The sequence below is a fragment of the Shewanella morhuae genome, assembly GCF_003028295.1.
GTDB lineage: Bacteria > Pseudomonadota > Gammaproteobacteria > Enterobacterales > Shewanellaceae > Shewanella > Shewanella morhuae.
Genome location: NZ_PYSG01000002.1, coordinates 3,048,979 through 3,065,320, shown reverse-complemented (window position 1 = coordinate 3,065,320; position 16,342 = coordinate 3,048,979). Strand labels below are relative to the sequence as shown.

Sequence of the window (16,342 nt, the reverse complement as noted above, 5' to 3'; positions counted from 1 at the left end):
TTATTAGTGCTAGCTAAAATTTGCGATTCTTTGGCCTAGATCGCCATCCGACAAACCATAATATAACGCCTGAGATGAGACATATATAAGGGGTCCATAGTGTAGCGTCTCTATTGATCAATAACGTGCCGCAGATCAATAAAATAGCAGAAGTGATAAGCAAGTAATTACTCTTATGTGCCTGCTGTTGATATTTCAAATATTTATCTAGCATTTGTTGCTGAGAGCTCAGCAATTTCCTACCTAACTTAAGATTATCGTAAATCAGTTCAGGAAATTCTGGCAGTTTATCAGCCCAATATGGCAGTTTGGTGGATACCTTTTTAAACATCGCCTTAGGACCGACCTGCTCAGCCATCCATTGCTCTAAAAACGGTTTAGCCGTTTGCCATAAATCCAGCTGTGGATATAACTGACGGCCTAAACCTTCAATATAAAGTAAAGTTTTTTCCAGCAGTACCAACTGTGGTTGCACCACAATATCGAAGTGACGCGCGGTGCGAAATAGTTCGAGTAGCACATGGCCAAAGGAGATTTCGTCCAGCGGTTTGTTAAACATAGGTTCACATACCACTTTAACCGCTTGTTCAAAGGCTTGCAGGTCAGTTTTTTCTGATACCCAACCAGATTCAATATAGAGTTGGGCGATTCGGTGATAATCGCGATTAAAGAAGGCGAGGAAATTCTCGGCTAGATAGCGTTTATCGACATCGCTGAGCGTGCCCATAATGCCGCAGTCTAACCCGATGTAATAGGGGTTTTCTGGATGGTCACGGGAAATAAAGATATTGCCTGGATGCATGTCAGCATGGAAAAAGTTATCGCGAAACACTTGGGTGAAAAATAGCTCAACACCGCGCTCAGCTAATAGCTTGAAATTAGTGCCTTGCGCGGTTAATGCCGCGATATCAGACACTGGAATACCGTAAATACGCTCCATAACCATTAGGCGCGGGTAACAGAATTCCTCATACACATAAGGTACATAGAGCGCATCTGAGCCGAGGAAGTTATTGCGCAGCTTTATGGCGTTTAAGGCTTCGAGTTTAAGGTTGAGTTCACCTAAAATTGTCACGCGGTAATCTTCAATCACTTCGGCTGGACGTAGGCGGTTACCTTCACCGAGGAGATATTCAATCAACTTGGCGGTTTGCGACATTAACTGCAGATCCGCTTTGATTTTATCTTCCACATTGGGGCGCAATACTTTTAGAACAATATCTTTGCCGTTTGATCTTAAGGTTGCGGTATGCACCTGAGAAATAGAGGCTGAGGCCAGTGGCGTTTCATTAAAGTCATCGAAGAGTGATTCAATTGGCGCTTTTAGTTCTGCCTCAATCGCTTGGCGTGCCAGAGCACCATCAAATGGCGGGACTTTGTCCTGTAGCATGGCCAATTCACTGGCCCATTCATCGCTTAGTAAATCGCGGCGAGTCGACAACATTTGCCCGAGTTTAATATACACAGGACCAAGTTCTTGCATCGCCAGCTTTAAGCGTTCGCCACCGGGTTTTTGTTTATGTTTATTGCGGATCCAAAACAGGCTATTGCGGGCGAGTTTAAAGTACCAAGGTGTCATCTTTGGCGGCAATACGTCATCTAATCCGTATTGAAGTAAGGTCTTGATGACGTGGTAGCCGCGGCGGACACTGGCAAAGGTCATGGCTTAATTTGATCTCTTAATTGGGCTATCCGTTGTTCAATCGCGCGGGTATCGGCAACTAAATCATCCATTTGATCGCGAAAATGAATTAACTCAATCCGATGTGGCGCGAGGCGATACTCTTCTACTGCGAGTTGCCCTAAATGCGAGCGTGTTTTACATAACACCTCAAGCGCGAAGTTTTTGGCTTGCCGCCCTGAACTGATGAGCTTATGCGTGGGTCCATCACCTAAATAGCGGGATATTGGTTCGGCAAAGTCAAACTCAATACCGCGTAGATAATGGCTAAAGCTTTGTAATAAATTGAGGTCGCCCTCAAGTTTGAGCTTATCTTGTTTAATCAATTCGGTGAGGTTTGCGCCTTCACTCACGCGATAAAGCGTAGTTACATCCGCGTGTAGACTGACATCAACGTCACCTTCATAGCGGCTCAATACTTGGATTTCTTTGGCAAAAATCAAATAGATTGGCCAGCTGAGCTGCGACAATTGGATGCGAAACACTTTGCCATGCAGTTGGCGCTGGCGCGAATAGTCGTCACCCGCTTGAGCCTGAATTTTTTTCAGGCCCGTTTCAATAGCGGCGCAAATGAGCAGTACCACTTCTTGCGGCATCATTAGAATTTATAACCACGGTGTAATGCAACAATACCGTCAGTCATGTTGGTGTAATCGCATTGCTCAAAGCCTGCATCTACCATCATTTGCTTCAGCGTGTCTTGGTCTGGGTGCATGCGAATAGATTCAGCTAGATATTCGTAGCTGTCGGCATCTTTAGTGATGAACTCACCCATCTTAGGTAAAACTTTGAAGCTATATAAATCATACACTTTACGCATGATTTCATGCTGAGGCTTAGAAAACTCTAGCACTAATAGTTTGCCGCCTGGCTTAAGGACGCGGTTCATTGAACGTAGCGCGGCATCTTTATCGGTCACGTTACGTAAACCAAAAGCGATGGTAATGATGTCGAAGTGATTATCGGGAAACGGCAGCGCTTCAGCGTTTGCTTGTACATAACTGACATTGTTCACTATGCCCTTGTCACGCAGCTTAGTGCGGCCGACTTTCAACATAGAATCGTTAATATCGGCTAAAACCACCTCACCTTTATCACCCACTAAGTGAGAGAATTTTGCGGTTAAGTCGCCTGTGCCGCCAGCTAAGTCGAGCACTTTCATGCCAGGGCGGGCGCCAGACACTTCAATGGTGTAGCGCTTCCAGTAACGGTGAATGCCGAATGACATCACATCATTCATTATGTCGTATTTCGCGGCAACAGAATGAAACACGCCGGCAACGAGTTCGGCTTTTTTATCAGCCTCTACGGTTTTGTAACCAAAGTGGGTACTTTTAGATTCGCCCTCAGACATCAATGTGTTCCTATTTGTTTTGCAATGTATTAGCTGCGAGTGTAAGCCATCGCCTGCATTTGCTGAATCTTTGATCTATCACTCTGTGATCGAGCTAATAAACTAACTTCAATACCTTAGCTTAAGGCTGACTCCATCAGGCTTTGGATGAAGTGCTCATAGACCACATAAATGGACTGGCATTAGACCACAATATCAGGATTTGGTGAATAGCTTAGCGTCTTGTTGGATGCTAAGTGGTAGATTACTGTGTTAAAAATGCTGTGCGCGCTTGTATATAGGCGTAGATAAGCTCGCTTAAACTCTGGCCTACGTCTCTTAATCCAGCTTCAATTCCTGCCTCGTGGCAACTTGGTGCAGCTTCAGCTAAATGCAAATAAGCGCAAGGGCAATGACGGGCAATATAACTGACATAATGCGCGGCATCGAGCAAGGGCACACCGGCTATGGTTGAGGCGCTACTGGGCATTTTAGCAATTGCATCGACGTCCAGCTCTAACCCAACGGGCAAACCTGTATCATTCAGTTTGGCGGCGATATCAACTAAAGCTTCGCTAAGGCTGAGTTCGCGGCGAATCCAAATTTGCTGCAAACTATGCCAAGTACCACCAAATTCTGTGAGTTGACTTAGATTCGTTTCACTGTTTTTTAATTCGTGTAAACCCAGCACATGGTAATAACCTAAGGCGCCGCGATCGGCTGCGTAACTAAAACCATTGCCGCTGTGACGACCTTCGAGCAGCCTAAAATCAGAGTGGGGATCGAGATTTACCGCTGCCACTTGGCGCTGATAATGGCTGTAAGTCGCCATTAATAAGCCATAGGCATTGTTGTGGCCACCGCCGATGAGTATGGGCTCTAAACCTGCTGTTAAAATAGCACTGACGATGCGAATAACGCGCTCGTCTAATTGCTCAACCGCATCGCGTAATTCACCTAAGGTGACGACAGTCTTATCTGCTGTGTTACTTGTGGTTTGTTGCTGTAAATCGGCAGTATTCACTTGGCCTAATACTAGGCATTCAGTACCAGATAAGAAGCGATTAGATTGTAGATTAAGCCATTGGCGCATGCTGGCAGTAAAAGCATCGGTCGCGCCGCTGCGGCCTAAATTGGCACGTGGGCCAATATCTTCGCTAACGCCAATAATGGCAAAGCGTGCACCGTGTGCTCTTGCCGTTACGAGAATCGTCTCTAAAGGATGTTCGTGATTAGCCAAATGGACGCATTGGCCTAACTTAGTTTCGCCATTTCTTACGCTGACGAGTGAGGCCATATCGGTGTGGGTAAAGGGAATTAATTCAGGCATAGATGAGTATTCTTATTCGGCCGGAGTCAAGCTATTGTGGCGCAGTGTGGGGCAGGGATTCAATGGGGAATGCTGAAAATAGTGAATAAAAAAGCCAGCTTAGCTGGCTTTCTTGGCTAGGCAGTGAGATTACTCAATGTCCAGAGGTTCAGGTGATAAAATTACACCTGTGTTATCTGCATAGATATGATCGCCAGGTAAGAAAGTCACGCCGCCAAAGTTGACCGGAATTTCGACTTCACCTACTGAATTACCATCGGCACCGACTGGAATTGAAGCAACGGCTTGAATGCCGATATCTAATTCTTCCAATGCATCGACATCGCGCACAGAACCGTAAACGATAATGCCTTCCCAGTTGTTTCTGACCGCAAGCTCTGCAATAGCACCATCGATCAGCGCACGGCGTAATGAACCACCACCGTCAATGAGTAAGACTTTACCTTGGCCGTCTTCTTGTAAGACATCGACGATAAGGCCGTTGTCTTCAAAGCACTTGATGGTGCTGATAGAGCCGCCAAAAGAGCTACAACCACCGTAGTTACTGAACATGGGCTCGACTACATCTACGACATCTAAGTACATGTCACATAGTTCTGAGGTGTTGTATTCCATATTTACACTCCTATTGATCCGCGTTGCGTACAGTTTAGCGAGTTTACGCCAGTATAAAAGGGATTATTAAAAAGAAAAGTGTTATCAATCACGGTATTGTTGCCACTTGATTATTAATACGTCGACGGTAAACCGTTGGCGGCTGGCTAAGACTTACTCTCTGTGATTCAGTAACGACTCATTATGGCTATCTTGAGAGGTATTTTGGCCGTATATTCAACAGTGTATTAACTTCATTTGCCTTAGGTAAGTGGATACATCATTATATTTATGGATGATAATAGCCTGCGGGAGGCATGAGTGGAAGATATCAACACGGTTGAAATTATTGGTTATTTTGCTTCCATCATGGTGGCTATATCTCTGATGATGAAAAATATTATTTGGTTGCGATGGCTCAATTTTGTTGGTTGTACTTTGTTTGTTATTTACGGTGTATTTATTTCGGCTTGGCCAGTTGCGGGAATGAATGCATTTGTTGCGGGTATTAATATCTATCATTTAATCAAAATTTATCGTGCTAAAGCAAACCCTACAGCCGCTTAAGTTATGTTTGGTTGTGGCTTTAACGTTTGTCATCAACGGTTAATTCGTTACTAGCTGGGAGAACACGCTTAGCGTATAATTTCGGCACTTTTGCTGTTAGTTCCTTTCAGCACGTCTATATTGGCCTAGTCTGGCCGTTAATTATGTTGTTATAAATGAGCCTGAAAAAATTTACTCAGTACAAACTACTGTTTTTAATGTTGTTATCGCTTTGTGTTTTACTTCCTTTTATCCCAGATCAGGCTTATCACATTCCTGGCCCTGATATCGCTAAGCAAAACTTTCATGTTATTGAGTTTAATGATCAAGGCCAAGCCCATGACGAAAGGCAATGGCAAGGTTTAGATGCGCGTATTTTACAGCCTAATAATGGCACGCCTCCTGAGTTACTGATTTTCGTGCATGGCTGGCACCATAGCGCGCAGCCACAGGATGAAAACTTTATCGCTTTTGAGCAATTTTATCAGCAGATGGCAGAGTCTGATGTCCAACGTAACTTACTGGGCTTATATATTGGTTGGCGTGGCGACAAATACGATCCTTTTTGGCTTGATGGCTCCGAAGATGCGACGAGCTGGATTGAACCCTTAGACTTTCCCACTATTTTACAGCGCAAGCGTGTTGCTAAACGCATAGGCCAAGAAGGGTTATCTCAGCTATTAGATAAACTCGACAGCTTAGTAACACAACATAAATTGCTGCGTTATACCGTAATAGGCCATAGTTTGGGCGGCTCCGTAGTATTACATGCCAGTAAAAATCGCATTAAAGCTGCGATTGATCATCAGCAGGATAATCCTAATTTATTTTTACTGTTAAACCCTGCCGTGCCCGCTAAAGATTATCAGCCATTAGATACCTTGGTCAGCCTCGACAGGCAAAAGCCCAGTATGGTGGTGTTGCAGTCCAAGGGTGATTTTGCGGTAAAAGAAGCCTTTAATTATATTAAAGATGGTGAACGGGCGGTCGGTAATTCTTGGGCCATTACCCATGATATCGATAGATGCTCTGGCGGCAACTGTAATACTCCGATGAAAATGCCTTCAGCTTTGATGGCGCACGATAAAATTCCTGGCTGTATGATGACGCTACCACATTCAGGCTGGAAAGTTCGTGCTCGCTTGCAAGCTCGTCGTACCGTACAAACCTGTCCTGACGCGAATATGCAAGCAGTGTGGGTACTGGCAGTATCGGATGAAATTGTCTCAGGGCACAATGGTATTCTGACCCCTGCGCATGCTAAAGCCTTATCAGAGGTGATGAGCATGATCGATTTGTATCGAAATCAGCTCCCCAAACATGCTGTTGAAACTCCCGCTAACCAAGATTTAGGTGCTTTAGCGCCAGAGTCTGACAATAACAGTAGTGAAGCTGAAAAGGCTGTGCCGGCCGAGCCCGTGGTGATTGTCGAGCCCTTGCCTGAGCAAACAGTAGAACCAACGCCAGAACAAAACTCATCAACAGAGCCGCCAACTAAACCCCGAGTAATTGAAGTCGCTCCAAAGGCATTAATCGCTCCAGAATTGGAACTTGAACCAGAATCTAAGCCAAATGAGGCTGTAGAAGGTCAATCTAACTCTAAGCTTGAAACGGAGTGAGGGGACATTGTTCTGCCTCATCTGCGGTTAACGCTATGATTTGCGCTTGAGTTTTTGAGGTTAATTTTTCAAATCGACCGTTATATAAAGGTGATATGGTTTCACGCTGTTGTTCGCTGTTGTTCGCTGTTGTTCGCTGTTGTTCGCTGTGTTATAGCTTGTGTACTGATGAGGTATGATCAGCATCCATTATTCGATTAAGGCTACGAGAAAATATGCGAGCGACATTAAGAGCAAAAATCATTGAGGTGTGTCATAAAAAAATTGCAGCCAAAGGCGATAATGTCGGTGTTTCATTTTACGCGTTTTTTGCCAATAAAAATGATAACCCAGCATTGTTGATGGAGGCTGCAACGTGGTGGATCCATACTCATCAATTAGATCATTTTGTAAAAGCTCATAAAATCATCGAGATGATCAACAATGAGGCGCAATAATCAGTAAGTTGTTATTTACTGTCGCTTTTGAGCTGCCATTTACGCCAAATAAAGACCAGTAATGCAGCGAGTAATAAGCTAATAATGGCCCATGCGGGGTATTTATGTTGATGATAAAACGCCAATATAGGTGCTATTTGATCGCGGATTAATACTGGGCCCAAGCCAAATAATGTTACCCAAATGCTGGTGGCAAGACTATTGCCAATAATAAATTGCTTAAGCGGCATTTTAGCGAGGCCGCAGCCGATAAACATGAATTGTTTTAAACCCTCAACAAATCGGCTCAACACTAACGCCGCAATACCATATTGACTAATAACGCTGTGAATTTTGTCTTCAAGTTGCGGTTTTATCCAGCCTTTTTTGAGTAACACATCGCCAAAGCGCCAACCGATAAAATAGCCCAAACTATTACCACTGAGTGCGCCGCACGCGGCAACGATCAGTACCAATGGCAATGACATTTGTCCTGTGGCCGCTAATAAACTGGCGACAATTAATAACGATTGTCCTGGGGCGGGAATACCAAACCCTTCTACCGCGATGGCGACAAACAGCAAAAAATAGCCATATTCCTGCAGCCAAGGTGTGAGTTCAGTGATGATGTGTTGCAGTGCTTCGGGCATAACCTCTGAATAGTCTCTAAAAGATTCGCAGAATAATGGCTCATCATACCTGTGAAACTTAACGTCTGGGTAGCCCCGTGAATAAAGTTTCATTCCTGCTTGAGCTGACTCGCTAAGCACTAAATAGCTCAGTGGATAGGATATGCAAGTAATAGCACAAATAAAAAAGCCGAACTGAGTTCGGCTTTTAGACTTGTGCTTATTTATTTGTGCTTAGATTAGCGCGATCAAGCAAATGCGGCTTGTAGTTGCGGTACAACTTGTTTTTTACGGCTTAATACGCCGTCTAACCACACTTTGCCATCGACGGTGGGTTTACCGTAGGCACGTTGGGTTAGGTCACTATCATCGGATACGATTAATAGCTCAGAGCCTTCTTTCATAATGTCTGTCAGTAGCAATAATACGCTGTGGCGATTGCCTTCAACTTTTAACGCTTTGATATCGGCTTCTAACTCGGCTTTGATATCATCAAATACTGATAGATCAATGACTTCTAATTGGCCGATGCCAACTAAGTGACCGTTCATGTTGAAGTCTTTAAAGTCACGCATTACTAAATCGCGTGCAGGCGTACCTTGAACAGCAGATTTCACTTTGAACATTTCCATGCCCAACTCTTTAAAATCTTCAATGCCCGCGATTTCAGCTAACGCTTCAACGCAGCGAATATCAGCTGTGGTGCAAGTGGGTGACTTGAAAATCACGGTATCGCTCAGAATGGCGCACATCATGATACCCGCAATATTTTTAGGAATTGCGACTTGGTAAAAATCGTACATCATTTTAATAATGGTGTTGCTACAGCCTACTGGACGGATCCAGCATTCTAGCGGTGTGTCAGTGGTCAGATCGCCTAGCTTGTGATGATCGACAATACCAATGATAGTGGCTTTGGCGATATCATCCGGTGCTTGAGTTAGCTCTGAATGGTCAACAATATACACTTGCTCGCCCGCATAGCTGGTTTTGTATTCTGGTGCTTCAAAACCGAAACGTTGCAGAATAAAGGCGGTTTCAGGTGACAATTCGCCTAAACGTGCGGCAATGGCTTCTTCACCGATTTGGTTTTTTAAATAGGCTAATGCGATAGCACCGCAGATTGAATCAGAATCGGGGATCTTGTGACCGACAACGTAAATGGGCATTTCAGGGACTCTCCTTTAAATTTGTGACAATTTTAGCAATATTTAGCGCGATTCGGAAATAGCCAAAGCGCATATCACTGCGCGTTTAAGTCGCTATTGTGCTAACAATATTTTGCTTAAATACGGCTCAAGACTTAGATTTTTACTTTTATCACGACTTTGCGAACTGCGGTGGCAACATCACCAGCACCGGGCATATGTATGTCACCGGGAAAAAATAGTGCAAACATACCCGCTTTAAGTTGCACAAAAGAGGCGTCGGCTTTGTTGCTCTGGTAATCAAACTCAGCGTAATCGTGTTTCTCAAAATAAGCTTTTGAAGGGGTTTGATCTGCTAAAGGTAAGTAACCAAACTCTTCTTCACCGCTAACAACATATTGAACATCGATATATTTTTGATGAACTTCAAAGGGTTTTGTCGATTTAGGTTCAGTTTGATAGTCATTAACGATGACAAAAATATTATCGCCATCGAGGGGGTAATTACCCACGGGTAACTGACTAAAGTCGGTTGTTGCTAAATGGGCTAACGCAGTAGCAAGGCGAGGACTTAAAGACTGATAAATATGACGGTTAGCTAAGGTATCAACAATCATGGATTACTCGATATGGCAAAAGTGAAAGGAGTGCATGGTAAGGATTATAATCAGATTACTGCTATTAAGACATAAAAAAGCAGGCCACATAATGGCCTGCTATTGCATCAAGTATCACTATCTTAGGTAAAACCGCTTAGTAAGTGTATTTAGCTTCTAAGAAGTAGTAACCCCCATTAAAGCCAAATGGCGTGTTAGTTAATGGGTATACGAAGATACCATTGTAGTTGTTGTCATCAGGGCGTTTTTCTGGATAAACATCAAATAAGTTTTGTACTCCTGCGGTGAAACTTAGCGCGTCAGTCGCAGCATATCTGACAGACAGATCCATCACCCACTGGTCGCTATAATTCACATCACCCGTTGAATAACCCACAGTGTAATCGCCAAAATAACTCAGACGAATATTGGTTTTAAAGTCACCTAACTCATGGGTCAAGCCTAAGTTGCCCGTGTTATTAGGTGTTGCCGAGGTCATACGAGTTTGTTCGATAGAATCAAACAGTTCTGGGCCTAAATCATCTAAAATTTGTGGGAAATGAATATCTTGGATTTCAGTTTTATTGTAGGCATAGGCTAAGTTTGCTCGTAAGTTACCCCAAGAACCGATATCAAAATCTTGGCTTACGACAAGATCAACTCCACGGGTACGGGTATCGACCGCATTGATAAAGAAGCGTGCCGACTCCGCATTGGTTCCTGCTAGCGCAGCAGCAACGGCGGGTGAGTCATCGGCGGTAACAGAGCTTGACAGAATAATGCGATCATCAATGGAGATCTGATACGCATCTAAAGTTGCTGCTAACCCTGTGTCATTGGTATACACCAAGCCTAAGCTAAAGGACTGAGATAACTCAGGATCTAACTTATTAATTCCCAGTGCCTTAGTGACGGGGGACAGGGTGTTGAAAGTGCCTGATTCAACTGGCTCTAGCTGACCCGTAACAGGATCTGGGTTAAACAGCGTCGAGATATTACTGAAGTACAACTGTTGCACGCTCGGGGCTCTAAAGCCGGTATTAACTGTTCCGCGCAGGGCTAAATTGTCGGTAAAATCGTAACGGCCTGCTAACTTCCAGCTGGTGTTACCGCCAAAGTCCGAATAGTTTTCGTAACGCAGTGCCGCTGCCCAGTAAAACTTATCCGTTAACTGGTTTTCTAGCTCCGCATAAACGCCAGTGTTATCACGGGTTTCATCGACTTCAGATTCTGGAGTAAAACCCGTGAAACCTTGGCTACCTCCTGCGCGATTATCGTAACCACCATTGGTATAAGAGTTTTCCTCACCTGCTTCAATTTCATAGCCATTTTGGCGCCATGAAACACCTGTCGCAAACAGAATCTCTGAATCATTAACGAAGGCAAAGTAGCGTGAAGCATCAATATTGAGATTGGTCTCGCTGGTGGATAGGGTGCCCGCATCAAACTCGGTTTGGCTATCTGGGCCTAAAGAGGCATTCAAGCTATTAACAATATTGTATTTAAACGAGTTAGCGCCATAACCTGCAGAGGTGTCGATATTCCACTCGCCGAGGTTTGTTTCATAACCCACAACTAAGGAAGAGTCGATAATTTTAGGATTGATTTCTGGTAAGAAACCATCAGGGTATATTTCGGTTAAATTACGGTCATCAAGTGAGCGGCGATAGAAGGCGCCAGACTTCGTTTCGCGCTGGCTAATACCACCAAATGCATAGAGTTTACTGTCACCGGCAAGAGGTTGTGCCGCATTGATAAACAAGCCTAGGTTGTCATATTCGGCATCACCCACTTGGTGGCTTTTACGATTAAATGTGGCTTCGCGGGGATCATCTGAACCGTCAGGTTGTTTAGCATACTGCTGGCGTGGGTCTAATCCGGCGCGATTGGTGCTGTTTTTGTGGTGTGCTTCTAGGGCTACATTGACAAAACCATCATCACTTAAACTGACGCCGTGGTTCACGCCGACACGCCATTGCTCACCATCTCCCATATAAGTCTGTCCCGCTTGGGCTGATACGCTACCGCCTTGATCGCTGTCTTTGAGCACCACGTTAATCACGCCCGCAATTGCATCCGAGCCGTATTGAGCTGAGGCACCGTCGCGTAAAATCTCGATGCGCTTAATTGCAGTCATCGGAATGGCGTTTAAGTCGACGTTAGATGAGCCTTTGCCTACCGTGCCACTTAAATGCACAAGTGCTGAACCGTGACGACGTTTGCCATTGACTAGCACTAAGGTATGGTCTGGTGACAGACCGCGTAAACTTGCTGGGCGCACCGCATCTGATCCATCGGTAACCGAGGAAAATGGAAAACTATAGCTTGGCGCCGCAAATTGTAATGCTTTGGCGGTTTCCGTCATCCCCGTGGATTCAAGTTGTTCAGCGGTGATGATATCTACTGGCGCAACACTGTCGGTTGCGGTGCGCAGGGCAATACGCGATCCAATCACTTCAATTTTCTCGAAGGCCGCTTGGGGTTCTTCGGCTTGGACTGCAGGAATAGACAGTGTGGCTGACACTGCTAATGCGATAATAGCTACGCGCATAAAAACCTCTCAATAACGTGTTTATCTCAGAGCGTTAACTCATGAGTACTTATTTAACACAAAGTAAAACTTTAAGGTCGATAAGGTTAACACTGTAACAATTGTTACATTTAGACGGATATGTGCTAACTAAGAGCCCAGCGTTATTAATCGCCTTTAAAATCAAGTCGGGAGGATAAGGATCATATTAAACCGCGTGATGCGGCGCGGCGTATGTAATGGTGCTGTTCACAGCATTGACGAGCCATCAGTTGCCTTGAGTGCATGCCTTGTCGAGGTTACTGTTAGGGGCAATATAATGGAGCGACTCGCGGATGGGTTAGTTGGACTGAGTTTGTATCGGCCTGTTCGTTTACGGGTTGTGCTTGGTGGCTTTAGGAAGGAAATTATTTCAGCTGCTACACTTCTAAGCTAATAGGGAGTGCGAATGTGTTGAGGTTCGTTTCCTTCTATTTAAGGCGCAGGAGGTTGCAATGCAAACACGAGAAATGGCGTTACTGATGCGCGATGGTTTGTTGTTGCCACAGGGGCGGGTGGAGGTGCGTATTGCCGACCCCGGTCATTTGCGTATGGTGGCCGATGTCTTTAAGGGAAAATATGCGTTGGCATTTGCGGCCATGCGCTCCCGTGGCAGTCCACCCTGTTACCCCACCGCCACGCAGTGCGACATTATTGATTTTGATCAGCTTGAAGATGGCTCACTGAGTCTTGTGCTTGAGGGCCGCCAACGTATTAGTATTCTCTCGGCTGTGCAGGCCAAAGATAAATTATGGATAGCACGAACATTACCCTGCCGTAACTGGCAACAAGAACCGATTAAGGGGGAGTTTGAGCTGATCAGTGCTGCATTAGAGCAGTTTTATCAGGTGAACCCCGATTTATTTGAGCTGTACTCCCAAGTGTATTTAAAAGATGCGGCTTGGGTCAGCCAGCGCTGGCTTGAAGTCTTACCTATGTATAACAAAGACAAACTCGTGCTGGTTAATCAACCTGATTGTCATAAAACCTTGGACTTTGTACTGCAGCTTATTAAGTCCCATGTGGACTGAAAAACCCTATAAAAGGTAGAATAGTGACTAACAGTCAGTAGCCGCTATTTTTAATGATATGACCGCATCAGCTCGCGCCGCCCAACCATCTCATATTGTGCTCCCTGTGGATGTCACTGATAAAACCACAGTGTTTGCCTTCCTCGTACAGCACTTTTCCCGCATAGGTGAAGAGGTATGGCGCCAACGCATTTTGGACGGGAAAGTGCACTGGCGCGATGGTAGCTTGATTGCATTGGACACCCAATATCGCCCCGTTGCGCGGGTGTATTACTATCGTGAAGTCCCTGTTGAGACAAAAATCCCCTTTGTGGAACAGATCCTGTTTCAAGATGACAATATTATTTTGGCTTTTAAACCGCACTTTTTACCCGTTACCCCAAGTGGTAACTATGTGAACGAATGTCTGGTGCATAGGTTGAGATTGCGAACCGGCATAGACACGATTGGACCCGCTCATCGACTCGACCGTGAAACCGCAGGTGTGATCTTAATGACAGTTTGTCCTGAAACTCGTGCCCGTTATCATCAACTTTTTATCGATGGTGCTATACGTAAAGATTATCAAGCGATTGCAAAGGTCACCCCTGATATTATTAAACAATATCAAGATGGTAGTTTAACTTTACCGCTGCATTGGACAATCAAAAACCGTATGCAGCCAAGTGAGCCTAGCTTTACCATGAAAATCGTGACAGGTGAGGCAAACACCCACTCTGAAATCAGTCTGGTAGCGATAAAGGGCGATCTTGGTTTATTTCATTTAAGCCCTATCACAGGTAAAACCCACCAACTGCGGGTGCATATGCAAAGTTTAGCTATGCCACTATTAAATGACCGCTTTTATCCAAACTTACTCGATAGGGGGCCTGATAACTTTGCAGCACCATTGAAGTTAATGGCGCAACGTTTACGGTTTATTGATCCTGTGAGCGGTATTTCGCACGATATTCAATGTGAGGGATTGGCGTTTTAATTTGTGCAAAGCATTATTTCCACTCATTACGTAAAGGAATCGTCGTACACAATTGTGTGATTGGCGCTGCGATGATATCAATAGTATCGGCCACATTTTAATCTCTGTAATAGGGAGTGTGTAACGATTGTTTGAGGGAAGCGTGCCATGACTAAATCTTCGATGATTTCTATCTTGCTGTGCGCCACTGTGTTGGTGGGCGCTACGTATTTTGGTGACTGGACTCGGCATTCTTACGTAAAGGAGCTGACTAGCGAGATCCATAAGGCAAGCGCTGTGGTTAAACCAAAAACACCGAGTTCATCTGCGATATCAGAGGCGTTAGCGATTGAAGAACATGATGCAGTGGACCCGTATCCTAAGATGGTTTGGGATCAAATGCTGAATAATACATCGTCACATTCGTCATCATCATTAGAAGCGCAGATTGTCATTCCGAAAGCTTCAATCGTACCGAACACCCCCATCACTCCAGTTAAACCAAAGCAAACGAAAACCAATGCCCCCTTATTAAAAAATGTGCCCACTATAGAGCCAAGTGCAAACACGACTTTATCTGAGCCAGCAAAACAGGATTCTTTTTAATCTCTGGCTTATTCGGGGATACACAAGGTTTCACACTATCGCGTTAATATCCGCTAGCGCTCGTCGGCCTAGCACTCATATTTAAATACCATACTCACTCCCAAGCGACTGTTAATAATCGGATTTTATGTCGATGTGACCAAAATGAATCACTCACACGCTCAATCGTTTACTCGTTTTTTGTGCTCTTTTTTATTGCGCTGCGACAGTTACTTACGATTAGTGGGGAAGTTAAATACTGCCAGTGATTTAAGTTACGAGGTATAAAGGTTTAAGTTGTGGTGTATAAAAGTAAAAAAGTGCGTTGAATATAAAAAGCTTTTAGAATTGTCGGCCATAAACATGCAGCGAAACTAAAAGGGTGATATGGCTAAAATCATGGTGACGGGCGCGACTGGGCTACTCGGCAGAGCGGTTGTAAAGCAACTTAAATTAGCGGGGCATGAAGTCGTTGCCACCGGTTTTAACCGTGCCAGTGAGCGAGTGTATAAGCTCGACCTTACAGCCCCTACTGATGTAGAGGCATTTATCGCCCGCGAGTTACCGCAAGTCATAGTGCACTGCGCCGCTGAGCGTCGCCCCGATGTGTCAGAGCAACATCCGCAGGCGGCATTGGCGCTTAACTTAACCGCTAGCCAAACGCTCGCGATGGCAGCTAAGGCTAATAATGCTTGGCTTATCTATATTTCCACCGACTATGTATTTGATGGCACCGTGCCTAAGTATGCTGAGGATGCGGCCACTCATCCGGTTAATTTTTATGGTGAATCTAAGTTAAAGGGCGAAGAGATAGTGTTAAACACAAGCTCTGACTTTGCCGTACTACGCTTGCCAATCCTTTACGGCCAAGTAGAGCTGTTAAGTGAGTCGGCGGTGTTAGTATTAGTTCACTCATTGATTGAGCGTCGCTCTCACGCTGTCGATCACTGGGCGATACGCAGCCCAACTTCGACCGCCGATATTGCCCATGCCATAGATAAGATGATAGCAAAGCATATTGACCGTTCTCTCGTGCAGGGGATTTATCATTTTAGCGCGGCAGAGGCTATGACTAAGTATCAAATGCTGCTGGTTTTAGGGGAAATGTTACAGCTCAGCACCGCGCACTTAGTACCTGAATCTACACCGATGGATAATACCCAGCGACCAAAAGATTGTAGCTTGAGTTGTACGCGATTAGCTGCGATTGGCATTCGTTCTGAGATCAATTTTGCTGCTGGCGTGCGCCAAGCATTAACGCAATCGAGCGGCGCACTTACCGCGCTGGGACTCACACTGTAGGAATCGCT

General features: G+C 44.9%; 16 protein-coding genes. 7 read left to right on the top strand and 9 right to left on the bottom strand.

All coding sequences use genetic code 11. The features are described from left to right. Positions 1-13 precede the first annotated feature (13 nt). The 5 genes from ubiB to rraA form a co-directional block, all read right to left on the bottom strand. Positions 14-1,663, bottom strand: coding sequence for a ubiquinone biosynthesis regulatory protein kinase UbiB (gene ubiB, locus C9I43_RS13895; protein WP_107883817.1), 1,650 nt, complete (start codon positions 1,661-1,663; stop codon positions 14-16). Further along, positions 1,660-2,280: a ubiquinone biosynthesis accessory factor UbiJ gene (locus tag C9I43_RS13890; protein ID WP_076498712.1), complete on the bottom strand. Its 621-nt coding sequence runs from the start codon at positions 2,278-2,280 to the stop codon at positions 1,660-1,662. The genes ubiB and C9I43_RS13890 overlap by 4 nt, the downstream gene beginning before the upstream one ends. Continuing rightward, complete coding sequence (gene ubiE / locus C9I43_RS13885; protein ID WP_076498710.1) at positions 2,280-3,035, bottom strand: bifunctional demethylmenaquinone methyltransferase/2-methoxy-6-polyprenyl-1,4-benzoquinol methylase UbiE; 756 nt, start codon at positions 3,033-3,035, stop codon at positions 2,280-2,282. Before ubiE ends, C9I43_RS13890 begins: the two co-directional genes overlap by 1 nt. A gap of 244 nt (positions 3,036-3,279) precedes the next feature. Then, positions 3,280-4,344 carry a formimidoylglutamase gene (locus C9I43_RS13880; protein WP_107883815.1) on the bottom strand — a complete coding sequence of 355 codons (1,065 nt, stop codon included), beginning with the start codon at positions 4,342-4,344 and terminating at the stop codon, positions 3,280-3,282. Positions 4,345-4,473: 129 nt separating this feature from the next. After that, the gene (gene rraA / locus C9I43_RS13875; protein WP_076498704.1) at positions 4,474-4,959 is read right to left on the bottom strand and encodes a ribonuclease E activity regulator RraA; all 486 of its coding nucleotides are present in this window, start codon (positions 4,957-4,959) and stop codon (positions 4,474-4,476) included. Between the two features lie 300 nt (positions 4,960-5,259). Here rraA and C9I43_RS13870 point away from each other — a divergent pair, with 300 nt between their 5' ends. The 3 genes from C9I43_RS13870 (at position 5,260) to C9I43_RS13860 (ending at position 7,540) form a co-directional block, all read left to right on the top strand. Next, on the top strand, positions 5,260-5,505 hold the full coding sequence (locus tag C9I43_RS13870; protein ID WP_107883814.1) for a YgjV family protein: 246 nt from the start codon (positions 5,260-5,262) through the stop codon (positions 5,503-5,505). A 155-nt stretch (positions 5,506-5,660) separates the two neighbouring features. After that, the gene (locus C9I43_RS13865) at positions 5,661-7,103 is read left to right on the top strand and encodes a thioesterase (RefSeq protein WP_107883813.1); all 1,443 of its coding nucleotides are present in this window, start codon (positions 5,661-5,663) and stop codon (positions 7,101-7,103) included. A gap of 215 nt (positions 7,104-7,318) precedes the next feature. Further along, positions 7,319-7,540, top strand: coding sequence for a DUF6500 family protein (locus C9I43_RS13860; protein ID WP_076498699.1), 222 nt, complete (start codon positions 7,319-7,321; stop codon positions 7,538-7,540). 11 nt (positions 7,541-7,551) lie between these two features. On the opposite strand, the gene C9I43_RS13855 is transcribed toward C9I43_RS13860, so the two are convergent. The 4 genes from C9I43_RS13855 to C9I43_RS13840 form a co-directional block, all read right to left on the bottom strand. Then, on the bottom strand, positions 7,552-8,169 hold the full coding sequence (locus tag C9I43_RS13855; RefSeq protein WP_076498697.1) for a DedA family protein: 618 nt from the start codon (positions 8,167-8,169) through the stop codon (positions 7,552-7,554). 227 nt (positions 8,170-8,396) lie between these two features. After that, positions 8,397-9,317: a manganese-dependent inorganic pyrophosphatase gene (locus tag C9I43_RS13850; RefSeq protein ID WP_107883812.1), complete on the bottom strand. Its 921-nt coding sequence runs from the start codon at positions 9,315-9,317 to the stop codon at positions 8,397-8,399. 134 nt (positions 9,318-9,451) lie between these two features. Further along, the gene (locus C9I43_RS13845; protein WP_076498694.1) at positions 9,452-9,913 is read right to left on the bottom strand and encodes a NanQ anomerase/TabA/YiaL family protein; all 462 of its coding nucleotides are present in this window, start codon (positions 9,911-9,913) and stop codon (positions 9,452-9,454) included. 136 nt (positions 9,914-10,049) lie between these two features. Continuing rightward, positions 10,050-12,443, bottom strand: coding sequence for a TonB-dependent receptor plug domain-containing protein (locus C9I43_RS13840; RefSeq protein WP_107883811.1), 2,394 nt, complete (start codon positions 12,441-12,443; stop codon positions 10,050-10,052). Between the two features lie 473 nt (positions 12,444-12,916). Between C9I43_RS13840 and C9I43_RS13835 the strand changes: the two genes are divergently transcribed. From C9I43_RS13835 to C9I43_RS13820, 4 genes are all read left to right on the top strand, one after another. Continuing rightward, complete coding sequence (locus C9I43_RS13835) at positions 12,917-13,492, top strand: LON peptidase substrate-binding domain-containing protein (RefSeq protein WP_076498690.1); 576 nt, start codon at positions 12,917-12,919, stop codon at positions 13,490-13,492. A gap of 58 nt (positions 13,493-13,550) precedes the next feature. Beyond that, positions 13,551-14,468 (top strand): pseudouridine synthase, encoded by a 918-nt coding sequence (locus C9I43_RS13830; RefSeq protein ID WP_107883810.1) that lies wholly within the window; start codon positions 13,551-13,553, stop codon positions 14,466-14,468. A gap of 147 nt (positions 14,469-14,615) precedes the next feature. Then, entirely contained in the window at positions 14,616-15,053 is a 438-nt protein-coding gene (locus C9I43_RS13825) for a hypothetical protein (protein ID WP_107883809.1), read from the top strand. A 366-nt stretch (positions 15,054-15,419) separates the two neighbouring features. Next, positions 15,420-16,334 carry a dTDP-4-dehydrorhamnose reductase family protein gene (locus C9I43_RS13820; protein WP_107883808.1) on the top strand — a complete coding sequence of 305 codons (915 nt, stop codon included), beginning with the start codon at positions 15,420-15,422 and terminating at the stop codon, positions 16,332-16,334. Positions 16,335-16,342 lie beyond the last annotated feature (8 nt).